The sequence below is a fragment of the Paracoccus chinensis genome (assembly GCF_900102885.1).
In the GTDB taxonomy this organism is placed as follows: Bacteria; Pseudomonadota; Alphaproteobacteria; order Rhodobacterales; family Rhodobacteraceae; genus Paracoccus; species Paracoccus chinensis.
In genome coordinates, this window is sequence record NZ_FNGE01000001.1 from 293414 (window position 1) to 306082 (window position 12669).

Below are 12669 nucleotides of genomic sequence, written 5' to 3' on the forward strand. Positions count from 1 at the left end.
GTCAGGGGCGAGGCCCCGGGGCATCAGATGTCCGACAGGAAGAGCCGCTTGAACACGAAGGCACAGGCGGCGACGCCGATCACAGCCAGCAGCATGTGACCTGTGCTGAAGGCCCAGATCGTCAGGGCGAAGACGATCGCCGTCACGGCGTAGCGCAGGATCAGGGGCCAGTCGCTCATGGCTCGACCGGAACCATCGTGCCCAGCAGGGTGGCGACGTGCTTGCGACCCTTGTCGCCCTCGGCAAAGACGTCCGAAGCCACGGCGACGATGCGGCGGCCGGGGCGGATCACCCTTCCCTCAGCCACGAGGCGGTCACCCACGGCGGGCGACAGTAGGTTGATCTTCATCTCGACGGTGACGACCTCGGCCCCCTCGGGCATGACCGACAGCGCCGCGTAGCCCGCTGCGGAATCGCCGATGGCGAAGGCCAGCGCGGCATGGGCGAAGCCCTGCTGCTGCAGCACATGATCCGCGATGGGGGCGGCGATGCGGGTGCGGCCCTCGGCGGCCTCTTCCAGTTCCGCCCCCAGCGTCTGCATCATCGTCTGCCGGGCAAAGCTGCCCCGCAGTCGGCTTTCCACGTCAATCATCGAACAATCCTGCCTGCGCGGCCTTGGGCATGTCCATCCCCAGATGCCGCCATCCCAAATGCCCCAGCATCCGGCCACGCGGCGTGCGCAGGATCAAGCCCTGTTGCAGCAGATAAGGCTCGATCACCTCCTCGATGGCGTCGCGGCTTTCCGACAGCGCGGCGGACAGCGTTTCCACCCCGACCGGCCCGCCGCCGTAATGCTCGGCCATGAGCGTCAGGTATCGCCGGTCGGCCGAGTCCAGCCCGAGGTCGTCCACCCCCAGCCGCGTCAGCGCCATGTCGGCCAGCTCGCGCGTCAGCCGCCCGTCGCCTTCCACCAGCGCGAAGTCCACGACCCGGCGCAGAAGCCGCCCCGCGATCCGGGGGGTGCCGCGCGCACGGCGGGCGATCTCCTGCGTGCCGTCGGGCTCGGCCTTGATCCCCATCAGCCGGGCGCCGCGGGCGACGATCAGGTCAAGCTCATCGACCGTATAGAACTGCAGCCGCGTCGGGATGCCGAAGCGGTCGCGCAGCGGCGTCGTCAGCAGGCCGAGACGGGTCGTCGCGCCCACCAGCGTGAAGGGCTGAAGCTCGATGCGGACGGTGCGGGCGGCGGGCCCCTCGCCGATCACGAGGTCCAGTTCGAAATCCTCCATCGCCGGGTAAAGGACTTCCTCGACCGCCGGGTTCATCCGGTGGATCTCGTCAATGAAGAGGACGTCACGCGCCTCGAGGTTCGTCAGGATCGCAGCAAGGTCCCCTGCCCGCGCCAGCACCGGCCCCGAGGTCATCTTGAAGTTCACGCCCAGTTCCCGCGCCATGATCTGCGCGAGCGTTGTTTTCCCCAGCCCCGGAGGCCCGTGGAACAGCGTGTGGTCCATCGCCTGTCCCCGCATCCGGGCGCTGTCGATGAACACGCGCAGGTTGGCGCGCGCCTCGGCCTGGCCGATAAACTCTTCCAACTTCTGGGGGCGCAGGGCGCGGTCCTCAGCCTCGCCCTCCATCCGCTCACCGCGCAGGGTCGGGTCGGGCGTCATCCGCGGCGCACCGGCGGGACGGAGCTACGGGCGAAGGACGGGGCGGCGGGCGCCACCTGCATCCGCGCCAGCAGGTCGATCCGCTCCTGCGTCGAGGGATGGGTCGAGAACAGCTGATCCATCCGCAGCGCTCCCAGCGGGTTGATGATGAACATGGACGCCGAGGCCGGGTTGCGTTCGGCCGGGATGTTGACCGTGCGCCCCGCCGCATTGGCGATCTTCGCCAGCGCCGAGGCCAGCGCCATCGGGTTGCCGCAGATTTCTGCCCCCGAGCGGTCCGACACATATTCCCGCGACCGCGAGATCGCCATCTGCACCAGCATCGCGGCCAGCGGCGCGAGGATCATGGCAAGGATGCCGCCCAGCGCCCCTCCCGGGCGGCCCCGGTCGCCCGTGAACAGCATGAGGTTGCCCAGCATCGCGATGGCCCCCGCCATGGCAGCGGTTACGGTCATGACCAGCGTGTCGCGATGCCTGATATGGGCCAGCTCATGCGCGATCACGCCCGCCAGTTCGTCGCGCGTCAGGATGCGCAGCAGCCCCTGCGTCACCGCCACGGCCGAGTTCTCGGGGTTGCGCCCGGTGGCGAAGGCATTGGGCTGCTCGGTCGCCAGCACGTAGACTCTGGGCATCGGCAGGCCCGCGCGGTCGGCAAGCTGCCGCACCATCCGCACGAGATCAGGGGCCTCGGCCTCGGTCACCGGCATCGCGCCATGCTGGCGCAGCACCGCCTTGTCGCTGTTCCACCAGGCCCAAAGGTTACCCACGCCCGCGACGACCAGTGCAAGCACCGCGCCGCCCTGCCCGCCGATCAGCCAGCCCATCCCCATCAGCAGCGCCGTCATCGCCGCCATGAGGATAAAGGTGCGCATGTTCCCGTGCATCGCCCGAACCCTCTTATTCCTTGGGCGCCAGAGACTTGAGCGCCGCGCGGATCAACGCGGCCGTGCCGGCGTCAGGTTCCCTGGTAGAAGCCTCGGCCACCGCCATCGCCGCCTCGGACGGGCCATAACCCAGGTTCGTCAGCGCCGAGAGCGCATCGGCCGAAGCCGCCGCAGAACCGGCACCCCTGACAGGCACAGGCTTCGGGGCGGCAGCGGGCGTGCCGGGCTCGATGCCCGGCTCGTCCGCATCCAGCACCGCACCCGCGTCCACCGTCAGCGCGCCGCCCATGGCGATGATCCCCGGCGCCTTGTCCTTCAGTTCCAGCACCACACGCTGCGCGAGCTTCGGCCCCACGCCCGGCGCGCGGCGCACGGCCGCCCAGTCGCCCAGCGCGATGGCGCGGCCCAGGCCCTCGGGCCCCAAGGTGCCCAGAATTGCCAAAGAAGCCTTGGCCCCGATCCCCTGCACCGAGGTCAGCAGCCGGTGCCATTCCTTTTCCAGCAGCGTCGGAAAGCCGAAAAGCTGCAGAAGATCCTCGCGCACCAGAAGGTCGGTATAAAGCGCGGCGGCCTGACCCACAGGGGGCAGGCTCGCGGCCGTGCGCTCGCTCACATGGACGATGTAGCCGACGCCGCGGACGTCGATCAGGACGTGGTCGGCTGCGCGGTGCAGGATCAGCCCGGCAATGCGTCCGATCATGCGACGACCTTGATGCGCAGGCTGCGGCTCTGCAGGTGGCGCGCGTGGCAGATGGCGATGGCCAGCGCATCCGCCGCATCCGGACCGGCAAGCTCCACCCCCGGCAACTGGAAGCGGACCATGTGCTCGACCTGCTGCTTCTGGGCGTGGCCCACGCCGACAATCGCCTTCTTCACGGCGTTGGGCGCGTATTCCCCGACGGCGATCCCCGCCTGCGCGGGCGCCAGCAGTGCGACCCCGCGCGCCTGCCCCAGCTTCAGCGTGCCGACCGCGTCCTTGTTGACGAAGGTCTGCTCCACCGCCGCCGCATCGGGCGCATGCGCGGCGATCACCGCCACCAGCCCCCGGTGCAGGTCACACAGCCGCGCGGCAAGGCTGTCGCTGTCGGACCGGATGATCCCGTTCGCCACGTGCCGCAGGCGCGAGCCATCCGCGACAATGATCCCCCAGCCCATGTTCACAAGACCGGGGTCGATGCCCAGAACCTTCATGCCCGCCCCTTCGGCCCTGTTTTCCCAAGGGCTAGCACGAAGCGCGAACATCGCAAAGCCGGTTTCGTCAATCGCTTGACACCCGGCGGCCCACTTGGGACACCCTCTCAAATCTGAGGAGCCCATGTCCCCAGCCCTGATCGCCGTCCTTCCGTTCCTGGGTGCCCTGCTGCCCGGCCTCATGGTCCGCTCGGGCCGCAGTCCCGCCGCCATCGCCTGCGCGGCCATCACTGCCGTCGCGCTTCTGGGATTGCTTCTGCACATCCCGACCGTGCTGGCGGGCGAGGTCGTCACGACGCGCCTGCCTTGGATGCCCCAGATCGGGCTGAACGCGGATTTCATGCTGGACGGGCTGGGGCTGCTCTTCGGCATCCTGATCCTGGGGATCGGGCTGCTGATCATCCTCTACGCAAGGTTCTACCTGTCCGAACAGGACGCGGCGGGTCCCTTCTTCACCTACCTGATGCTGTTCCAGGGCGCGATGACGGGCATCGTGCTGTCGGACAACATCCTCATGATGCTGGTCTTCTGGGAACTGACGTCGCTGTCGTCCTTTCTGCTGATCGGCTTCTGGAAGCACCTGCCCGAGGGGAGGCAGGGCGCGCGCATGGCGCTGACCGTGACCGCGCTGGGCGGACTTGCCATGATCGCGGGCTGCCTGATGCTGGGGCAGGTCGCGGGATCGTACCGCCTGTCCGAGATCATCGCCCAGCGCGAGGCGATCCAGGGCTCGGACCTTTACCTGCCGGCGCTGCTTCTGATCCTGCTGGGGGCCTTCACCAAGTCGGCGCAGTTCCCTTTCCATTTCTGGCTGCCGCGGGCGATGGCCGCGCCAACTCCGGTCAGCGCCTACCTGCATTCGGCCACGATGGTGAAGGCGGGGATCTTCCTGATGGCGCGGCTGTGGCCCGCGCTGTCGGGCACGCCCGAATGGTTCGGGATCGTCGCCACCGCTGGTCTTGTCACCATGCTGGTCGGCGCGGTGATCGCGCTGTTTCAGGACGACCTCAAGGGACTGCTGGCCTATTCCACGGTCAGCCACCTGGGGCTGATCACCATGCTGCTGGGCTTCGGCACCGAGGCCGCCGCCACCGCCGCCATGTTCCACATCACGGCCCATGCCAGCTTCAAGGCGGCGCTGTTCATGGGCGCGGGCATCATCGACCACGGGACGCATACCCGGTCGATCCGCCAGCTTGGGGGCCTCAGGTCCCTGATGCCGCTGACCTTCAGCCTGATCCTGGTCGCCTCGCTGTCGATGGCGGGCATCCCGCCCTTCAACGGCTTCCTGTCCAAGGAGATGATGCTGGAACAGGCCGCGGCCCAGGCCGGTCAGGGCATGAGCTGGGCCATCGGCGCGCTGGCGACCCTGGCCGCACTGGCCTCGGTCGCCTATTCGCTGCGGCTGGTGGCGCATGTCTTCCTGGGACCGGCGCGCGACGACTATCCGCACGCGCCCCATGACCCAGGCCCCGGCCTCTGGGCAGGACCGGCGCTGCTGGTGGGGCTGGTCGTGGTCACGGGGCTGTTCCCGAACGCGACGCTGGGCTGGCTGGTCGCCGCTGCGGGCAGCGCCGTCACGCAGACCCCGCAGCACCCCCATTTCACGCTGTGGCACGGCATCACCCCGGCGCTGGCGATGTCGGCGCTGGCCATCGGGGGCGGCGTCCTGCTGCTGCGGCGCTGGCACCGGGCGGACAGGCTGCGTCACCGCCTGCCCCGCCCCGACGCCAAGCGGGTCTTCGACGCGGTCGAGCGCGCCGTCGCCCGCATCTCGCGCGGCTTCACCGACAGCTTCACCAACGGGTCCATGTCGCGGGCGCTGGCGCTGCTGATGCTGTCCTGCGTCATCTGCGGCTTCGCGGCCTGGCACACGGGCCTCGCCCGCCCGGACCTGAGGCCCATGCTGCCGGTCACCCCCGTCGCCCTGATGGGCTGGGTGCTGATGCTGGTGGCGACCGGCACCATGGTCGCCCTGCACCGCCGCCGCATCCTGGCGCTGGTTCTGGTCGGCATCGTCGGGCTGATCGTGTCCTGCACCTTTGTCTATTTCTCGGCCCCCGACCTGGCCCTGACCCAGATCACGGTCGAGGTCGTCACGGTCATCCTGATGCTGCTGGCGCTGAACTTCCTGCCCAAGCGCACCGTGCTGGACACCAGCAACGTCAAGCGCGGCGCGGACGCCTTTGTCGCGGCGCTGGCGGGACTGGGCGTCGGCATCCTCGCCTATGCCATCCTGCGGCGCGACTTCGCCTTCCCCTCGATCTCGGGCTACATGGTCGAGAACAGCTACAAGCTGGGCGGGGGCGACAACGTCGTCAACGTGATCCTTGTCGATTTCCGCGGCTTCGACACCTATGGCGAAATCACCGTGCTGGGCATCGCGGGCCTTGCGATCTTCGCCATGACCCAGGCGCTGCTGGGAGGCCGCGCCTCGGCCCGGCTGCGGGGCTGGATCAGCGAGATGCGCCGCGCGGGCGACCGCCACCCGCTGATGCTGGTGGTGGCGACGCGGGTGCTGATGCCCCTGTCGCTGGTCGTGGGCCTTTACATCTTCCTGCGCGGGCACAACGCGCCGGGCGGCGGCTTCATCGCAGGCCTTGTCGTGTCGGTGGCGCTTGTCATGCAGTACATGGCCTCGGGCTATGCCTGGGCCATGGCCCGGCAGAACATTCCCTATCACGCGCTGATCGGACTGGGCGTGCTGGCGGCGGGCATCACCGGCGCGGGCGCCTGGTTCGCGGGCATGCCCTTCCTGACCTCGGCCTATGGCTATGTCCACCTGTGGGGCGTCGATCCGGTCGAATGGGCCACCGCCATGGGCTTCGACACCGGCGTCTTCCTGGCCGTGGTGGGCGCGGTGATGCTGGCGCTGAACTCGCTGTCGCGCATCGCCCGCGCGGCCGGGCAGGAAACCGCCCCTTCCGACACCCCGCAGAAAGGGAGGCGCTGAGATGGAGTTCCTGCTGGCCTCGGCCATCGGCTGCCTGACTGCCGCCGGAGTCTACCTGACGCTGCGCAAGCGCAGCTTCGCCGTTGTCCTCGGCATGACGATGCTGAGCTATGCGACCAACCTGTTCCTGTTCGCCACCGGGCGGCTGGTGATCGACCGCCCGCCGATCCTGAGCGAGGCGGCGCAGGGCTATACCGATCCCCTGCCGCAGGCGCTGGTGCTGACGGCCATCGTGATCTCCTTCGGGATGACGGCCCTGGTGGTGATGATGGCGCTGGGGGCATTCGTCGAAGGCGGCGACGACCGCATCGACCTGCCCCGCCGCGACCGCAGGGGGCCGCGCGCATGAACCACTGGCTTGTCGTCCCGGTGGTCCTGCCCGCCTTCGTGGGTCCGCTGATCGTTCTGGGAATGCGGCGCGACCTGCTGCTGCAGCGGGTGTTCAGCACCGCCGCCACCGCCGCGCAGCTTGCGCTGGCCGTCTGGCTGATGGTCCAGGCGCTGGGCGGCGAGGTGCAGGTCTATCGATTGGGCAACTGGGCCGCCCCCTTCGGCATCGTGCTGATGCTAGACCGGCTGGCCGCGCTGATGCTGGTTCTGGCCGCGCTGGTCGGGCTGGCCGTCCAGCTTTACGCCATAGGGTCCGGCTGGGACCGCCGGGGCTGGCACTTCCACGCGCTGTGGCAGTTCCAGCTGATGGGGATCAACGGCGCCTTCCTGACCGGCGACGCCTTCAACCTGTTCGTCTTCTTCGAGATCCTGCTGATCGCCAGCTACGGGCTGATGATCCATTCGGGCGGAGAGCTGCGGCTGCGCGCGGGCGTGCAGTATGTCATCTACAACCTCGCCGGGTCGTCGCTGTTCCTGGCCGCTCTGGGGACGATCTATTCCGCGACCGGCACGCTGAACATGGCGGACCTCGCGCTGCGCGTGGCGCAGATGCCCGCAAGCGACACGGCGATCCTGCGGGTAGGCGCGGTGCTGCTGATGCTGGTCTTCGCGATCAAGGCCGCGCTGGTTCCGCTGCATTTCTGGCTGCCCTCGACCTATGCGCGCGCACCCGGGCCGGTGGCCGCGCTGTTTGCCATCATGACCAAGGTCGGCATCTACGGGATCATCCGCTTCTTCACGCTGGTCTTCCCCGCCGACAGCGTGATCGAGCGTTTCGCCGCCGATATCCTGCTGCCTGCAGCCCTTGTCACGCTGATCGTGGGACAGTTGGGCGTTCTGGGCTCGCGCCACCTCGGGCGGATGGCGGCCTTTGCCGCGCTGGGCTCGGTCGGCACGCTGATGATCGCGGTCGCGCAATTCCGCCTGCCGGGGCTGACGGCGGGGATCTGGTACCTGGTCCACTCGACGCTGGCCACCGCCGCGCTGTTCCTGGCCGTGGACCTGATCGCCACGCGCAGGCAGGGCGGCAGCCAGTGGCTGCGGGTCGCGCCCCCCATCGCGCAGGCGGGGATCGTGGCGGCGCTGTTCTTCGCGGCGGCCATCGGCATCGCGGGGCTGCCGCCCCTGTCGGGCTTCCTGGGCAAGCTCGCGGTCTTGCAGTCGGTGCGCGACGCCGAAGGGGTGGCGGTGATCTGGGCGATCATCCTGATCACCTCGCTGCTGGCCATCGCCGGGCTGACGCGGGCCGGCTCGCTGGTCTTCTGGAAGGCCCATGCCGCGCAGGACGCCCCTCCCCCGCAGGCCGAGCCGGACGAGCCCCCCCATGACGCCACGCCGGTTTCGGCGCCGCTTGCGCTGACCGCCACAGCGGCGCTGGTCGCGGGGATGGTGCTGCTGACCGCCTTTGCCGGGCCGGTGATGCGCTATGCCGACGCGACCGCGCGCCAGTTGATCGACCCCGAGCCCTATATCGAGGCCGTGCTGCGCAACCAGGAGGGCGTGAAATGATCCGCCGCCTTCTGCCCCACCCTGCCCTGTCACTGGCCGTCGCGCTGATCTGGCTGCTGCTGGTCAACCGCTTCGCCTGGGGATCGCTGGTCTTCGCCCTGGCGCTGGGGCTGGTGATCCCGATCGTGACCGAGCCCTACTGGCCCGGCCGCGCCCGCCTGCGCAGCCCCCTGCGCATCCTTGGTTACCTGGGCATCGTCATTCATGACATCGTCAAGGCCAACATCGACGTGGCCCGTATCGTGCTGTTCATGCCCAAGGCCGATCTGCGTCCCTGCTGGCTGGTCGTCCCGCTGGAACTGACCGCGCCCGAGGCTGTCGCCGCCCTGATGGGCACCATCACCCTGACCCCCGGCACCGTCAGCTGCGACCTGGCCGAGGACGGGTCCGCCCTGCTGGTCCACGCGCTGCACTGCCCCGACCCGGCCGCCACGGTGGACGAGATCAAGACCCGCTACGAGGCCCGCCTGAAGGAGATCTTCCGATGAGCATCCTGGACGCCGCCCTGTGGTTCGCCTTCGGCTGCTTCGCGCTGGCGCAGCTTCTGTGCCTTTACCGCGTCGTCCGGGCCCCGGGCTTCAGCGACCGGGTGCTGGCGCTGGACACCATGACCATCAACATGATCGCGCTGATCACGCTGTTCGGCATCCAGCGCGGCTCGGGCTTCTACTTCGAGGCGACGATGCTCTTCGCCATGGTGGGCTTCGTGTCCACCGTCGCCTTCGCCAAGTTCGTCCTGCGCGGGGACATCATCGAATGATGGCGCTGGCGGACATCCTGATCGCGGCGCTCCTGGTGGCGGGCGGGGTCTTCGGGCTCGTCGGCGCCTGGGGCCTGGTGCGGCTGCCCGACATGATGACGCGCCTGCACGGGCCGACCAAGGCGGCGACGCTGGGGGTGGGCTCGGTCCTGATCGCCTCGATGGCCTTCTTCTGGGTCCACCATGACCATCTCAGCTGGCACGAGCTGCTGATCGGCCTGTTCCTGTTTCTGACCGCGCCGATCACCGGGCTGTATATCGGCAAGGCGCACATGCATCTGTCCTGGAAGCCCGAGGAACTGCCGCAGCCCCCTTCGGGCGCCGAATGGGCGACCTGGGGCAAGGGCGCCGAGACGAGCCCCATCGTCACCGTCCCGGACGATGCCCCGGGCCGCGAGTGAAGGCCCTCAGCGCCGCGGATGCGCGGCGCGGTGGACGGCCAGCAGATGCGCGTCGTCCACGCCGGTATAAACCTGCGTCGTGGACAGGCTCGCGTGCCCCAGAAGCTGCTGGATCGTGCGCAGGTCGCCCCCGGCGGCCAGCAGATGCGTGGCGAAGCTGTGGCGCAGCGCATGGGGCGTCGCGGTTTCCGGCAGGCCCAGCGACTGGCGAAGCGAGGCCATGGCGCCCTCGATGGCGCCTGCATAAAGCCGCTTGCCCTTGACCGTGAAGAACAGCGGCCCGTCCGGGGTCAGCGGAAAGGGGCAGATCCGCAGGTAGGCCGCGACCGCCTGCCGCGCGGCGGGCAGGACGGGCACCATCCGCTCGCGCCCGCCCTTGCCACGGATCACGAGCGAATCTTCCATCGGCCAGTCGCGTCCGTTCAGCGCGAGAGCCTCGCCGATGCGCAGGCCCAGACCGTAAAGCAGCGTCAGCACCGCCATGTCGCGGGCGGCGATCCAAGGCGTCGGATGCCGCTCGCCCGCGAGATCGAGGACGGCGCGGGCCTGCTCCACCGGGATCGGGCGCGGCAGGCTCCGGCGATAACGGGGGCTGCGGGCGGACAGGGCGCGGCTGGCGTCGAAACCCTCGCGGTCGCTGATCCAGCGCAGGAAGCTGCGGATCGCGGACAGGCGGCGGGCGAGGCTGCGGGCCGACAGGCCCCGCGCCCGTTCGGCGGCGGCAAAGGCGCGCAGGTCGGACTGGGTCAGCGCGGCCAGTGCTCCGGGCAGCGCAGGCGTTCCGTGATAGCCGCCCAGGAAGGACAGGAAGGCCAGCAGGTCACCCTGATAGGCAGTGATCGTATGTTCGGACCGGCCGCGCGTTCCGCGTTCGCTGTCCAGCCAGCGGGCCAGCGCGTCCGACATGGCCGGGGCCAGCGCCAGGGGCGGCACCGGACCCTGCCCGCTCATCCCCGAAGCCAGCCGATCAGGACCAGCCGGAAGACCTGCGCGAAGAAGCGCAAAAGGTCCGTGCCCTGCGCGGGCGAGAACCGCCCCACATCGCGCGAGCCCATGACCAGCAGCGCGGGCCTGCGCCCGGGGCCGAGGTCCAGCGGCAGCAGCGCCTCGGACCGGACCTCGGTGCCGTGGACGGCCAGCGTCTCGGGGCTGGCGCGGCGCAGCACGATGTCGTCGCCGCGCGGGGCCTTGCGGCCCGCCGCGATCAGCCGGCCGATGCTGCCCGCCGGCAGCACCACCAGCGGCCCCGTGTCCGAGGGCGCCGCGTCCTCGGGCGATTCCATCACCAGCTTCAGCGTCTCGACCCGCAGGATCGGGGCCACGTCCGTTTCCAGCGTTTCCAAGAAACCCGGGAAATCCATCGGCTCGAGCAGCGACAGCACCGCGCGGTGGATCGTCTGCGTGCCCGCCTGATTTTCATAGGCCGCCGAGATCACGCTTTCATGCGCAGATTCCAGCCGATCGAGCCGATGCTCCAGCGCCTGCATGGCGCGGCCGCGGATGTCGATGACATTCTCGCCCAGTTCCGCCTCGCGCGCGGCCACCAGCGCCCGCATCAGCTCGCGGTCGCCCAGGATCAGCGCCGGCTCGGCCAGCAGCCGGTCGCGCGTGCCGGGGTCCAGCGCGGCCTCGGGCGTCCTGTCCAGGGCCTCGGTCACAGCCCGATCTTCTGGCCGGTCTTGGCCCAGTCGGCGTTGAACTGGTCCAGCCCCTTGTCCGTCAGGATGTGGTTCGCCATCGCCTTGATGACGGCGGGCGGTGCCGTGATCACGTCCGCGCCGATGCGGGCGCATTCGATGATGTGGTTCACCGACCGGATCGAGGCGGCGAGCAGGTTCGTCTCGTAGCCGTAGTTGTCGTAGATGCGGCGGATGTCGGCGATCAGCTCCATCCCGTCCAGGCCGATGTCGTCCAGGCGGCCGATGAAGGGGCTGATGAAGGTCGCCCCCGCCTTGGCCGCCAGGATCGCCTGCGCGGGCGTGAAGCAGAGCGTGACGTTGACCATGTGGCCCTCGTCCGTCAGCGCCTTGCAGGCCTTAAGCCCGTCCCAGGTCAGCGGCACCTTGACGGTGACGTTGGGCGCGATCTCAGCCAGGTGCTTGCCCTCGCGGATCATGCCTTCGGCGTCCGAGGCCACGACCTCGGCGCTGACCGGGCCGGGAACCATCTCGCAGATCTCGCGGGTGACCTCGGCGATGTCGCGGCCCGATTTCAGGATCAGCGAGGGGTTGGTCGTGACCCCGTCCACCATGCCCAGTTCGTGCAATTCGCGGATGGCGGCGATGTCGGCGGTATCGACGAAGAATCTCATGGCGCGGTGGCCTCCTGACCTTTGGGTTGCGCGTGGTGTAGACCAGATCGCCCCAGCCGAAAAGCCCGGCGCGGGCTTGCCTCGGGCCGGGCCCACTCGTATCTGCCCGCGAAAACCGGGAAAGGGACACCCATGGAAAAGGCGTTCGAGCGGCTGATCTTCGCCTCGCGCTGGCTGATGGCGCCGATGTATCTGGGGCTGGTCGCCGTGCTGGGGATGATGCTGGCGGTGTTCCTGCGCCAGACCTTCTACTACGTCCCGCAGGCGCTGACGATGTCGGCGGAAACCGCGATCCTGGCGGCGCTGTCGCTGATCGACCTGACGCTGGCGGCAAACCTGCTGCTGATCGTGATCTTCTCGGGCTACGAGAACTTCGTCTCGCGCCTCGACGTGGGTGACGAAGCCGAGCGTCCGGGCTGGATGGGCACGGTCGATTTCTCGGGGCTGAAGATGAAGCTCATCGCCTCGATCGTGGCGATCTCGGCCATCGACCTGCTCAAGCGCTTCATGGAACTGGGACGCCCGAACATCACGCCCCTTGGCGACCGCGAGCTGCGCTGGCTGGTCATCATCCACGTCGTCTTCGTGGTCTCGGGCCTTCTGATGGCGGCAATGGACTGGCTGATCGCCCGCAGCGGAAAGAAATACGGCGGCCAGTAA

The 12669-nt window shown here is 69.1% G+C and carries 16 protein-coding genes; 7 read left to right on the forward strand and 9 right to left on the reverse strand.

Going from position 1 to position 12669, the window contains the following annotated elements:
• Window positions 1-23: 23 nt before the first annotated feature.
• From BLQ03_RS18215 to ruvC, 6 genes are read right to left on the reverse strand one after another with little or no spacing between them, the layout of a single operon-like run.
• Entirely contained in the window at window positions 24-179 is a 156-nt protein-coding gene (locus tag BLQ03_RS18215) for a hypothetical protein (protein ID WP_175558735.1), read from the reverse strand.
• Window positions 176-592, reverse strand: coding sequence for a PaaI family thioesterase (locus BLQ03_RS01335; protein ID WP_090751858.1), 417 nt, complete (start codon window positions 590-592; stop codon window positions 176-178). Before BLQ03_RS01335 ends, BLQ03_RS18215 begins: the two co-directional genes overlap by 4 nt.
• The gene (gene ruvB, locus BLQ03_RS01340) at window positions 585-1610 is read right to left on the reverse strand and encodes a Holliday junction branch migration DNA helicase RuvB (RefSeq protein ID WP_090751860.1); all 1026 of its coding nucleotides are present in this window, start codon (window positions 1608-1610) and stop codon (window positions 585-587) included. The genes BLQ03_RS01335 and ruvB overlap by 8 nt, the downstream gene beginning before the upstream one ends.
• A complete protein-coding gene (htpX, locus tag BLQ03_RS01345; RefSeq protein WP_090751862.1) occupies window positions 1607-2494 on the reverse strand; it encodes a zinc metalloprotease HtpX in 888 nt (295 codons plus the stop codon). The genes ruvB and htpX overlap by 4 nt, the downstream gene beginning before the upstream one ends.
• A gap of 13 nt (window positions 2495-2507) precedes the next feature.
• Window positions 2508-3194, reverse strand: a complete 687-nt coding sequence (ruvA, locus tag BLQ03_RS01350) for a Holliday junction branch migration protein RuvA (protein WP_090751864.1) — start codon at window positions 3192-3194, stop codon at window positions 2508-2510.
• The gene (gene ruvC / locus BLQ03_RS01355; RefSeq protein WP_090751867.1) at window positions 3191-3685 is read right to left on the reverse strand and encodes a crossover junction endodeoxyribonuclease RuvC; all 495 of its coding nucleotides are present in this window, start codon (window positions 3683-3685) and stop codon (window positions 3191-3193) included. Before ruvC ends, ruvA begins: the two co-directional genes overlap by 4 nt.
• Window positions 3686-3809: 124 nt before the next feature.
• On the opposite strand from ruvC, the gene BLQ03_RS01360 reads away from it, so the two are divergent.
• The 6 genes from BLQ03_RS01360 to BLQ03_RS01385 are packed head-to-tail and all read left to right on the forward strand — an operon-like array spanning window position 3810 to window position 9698.
• Window positions 3810-6638: a monovalent cation/H+ antiporter subunit A gene (locus tag BLQ03_RS01360; RefSeq protein ID WP_090751869.1), complete on the forward strand. Its 2829-nt coding sequence runs from the start codon at window positions 3810-3812 to the stop codon at window positions 6636-6638.
• A gap of 1 nt (window position 6639) precedes the next feature.
• On the forward strand, window positions 6640-6987 hold the full coding sequence (locus BLQ03_RS01365; protein WP_090751871.1) for a Na+/H+ antiporter subunit C: 348 nt from the start codon (window positions 6640-6642) through the stop codon (window positions 6985-6987).
• The gene (locus BLQ03_RS01370) at window positions 6984-8537 is read left to right on the forward strand and encodes a monovalent cation/H+ antiporter subunit D (protein WP_090751873.1); all 1554 of its coding nucleotides are present in this window, start codon (window positions 6984-6986) and stop codon (window positions 8535-8537) included. The genes BLQ03_RS01365 and BLQ03_RS01370 overlap by 4 nt, the downstream gene beginning before the upstream one ends.
• A complete protein-coding gene (locus BLQ03_RS01375) occupies window positions 8534-9025 on the forward strand; it encodes a Na+/H+ antiporter subunit E (RefSeq protein ID WP_090751875.1) in 492 nt (163 codons plus the stop codon). The genes BLQ03_RS01370 and BLQ03_RS01375 overlap by 4 nt, the downstream gene beginning before the upstream one ends.
• Before the next feature lie 2 nt (window positions 9026-9027).
• On the forward strand, window positions 9028-9297 hold the full coding sequence (locus BLQ03_RS01380; RefSeq protein WP_090752125.1) for a K+/H+ antiporter subunit F: 270 nt from the start codon (window positions 9028-9030) through the stop codon (window positions 9295-9297).
• Complete coding sequence (locus BLQ03_RS01385) at window positions 9294-9698, forward strand: Na+/H+ antiporter subunit G (RefSeq protein ID WP_090751879.1); 405 nt, start codon at window positions 9294-9296, stop codon at window positions 9696-9698. The genes BLQ03_RS01380 and BLQ03_RS01385 overlap by 4 nt, the downstream gene beginning before the upstream one ends.
• 6 nt (window positions 9699-9704) lie before the next feature.
• Here the strand turns inward: BLQ03_RS01385 and BLQ03_RS01390 are convergent, their stop codons facing one another.
• From BLQ03_RS01390 to fsa, 3 genes are read right to left on the reverse strand one after another with little or no spacing between them, the layout of a single operon-like run.
• Window positions 9705-10649: a tyrosine recombinase XerC gene (locus BLQ03_RS01390; protein ID WP_090751881.1), complete on the reverse strand. Its 945-nt coding sequence runs from the start codon at window positions 10647-10649 to the stop codon at window positions 9705-9707.
• Window positions 10646-11356 (reverse strand): DUF484 family protein, encoded by a 711-nt coding sequence (locus BLQ03_RS01395; RefSeq protein WP_245688628.1) that lies wholly within the window; start codon window positions 11354-11356, stop codon window positions 10646-10648. The genes BLQ03_RS01390 and BLQ03_RS01395 overlap by 4 nt, the downstream gene beginning before the upstream one ends.
• A complete protein-coding gene (gene fsa, locus BLQ03_RS01400) occupies window positions 11353-12009 on the reverse strand; it encodes a fructose-6-phosphate aldolase (RefSeq protein WP_090751884.1) in 657 nt (218 codons plus the stop codon). The genes BLQ03_RS01395 and fsa overlap by 4 nt, the downstream gene beginning before the upstream one ends.
• 132 nt (window positions 12010-12141) lie before the next feature.
• Here fsa and BLQ03_RS01405 point away from each other — a divergent pair, with 132 nt between their 5' ends.
• Window positions 12142-12669 (forward strand): TIGR00645 family protein, encoded by a 528-nt coding sequence (locus BLQ03_RS01405; RefSeq protein WP_090751887.1) that lies wholly within the window; start codon window positions 12142-12144, stop codon window positions 12667-12669.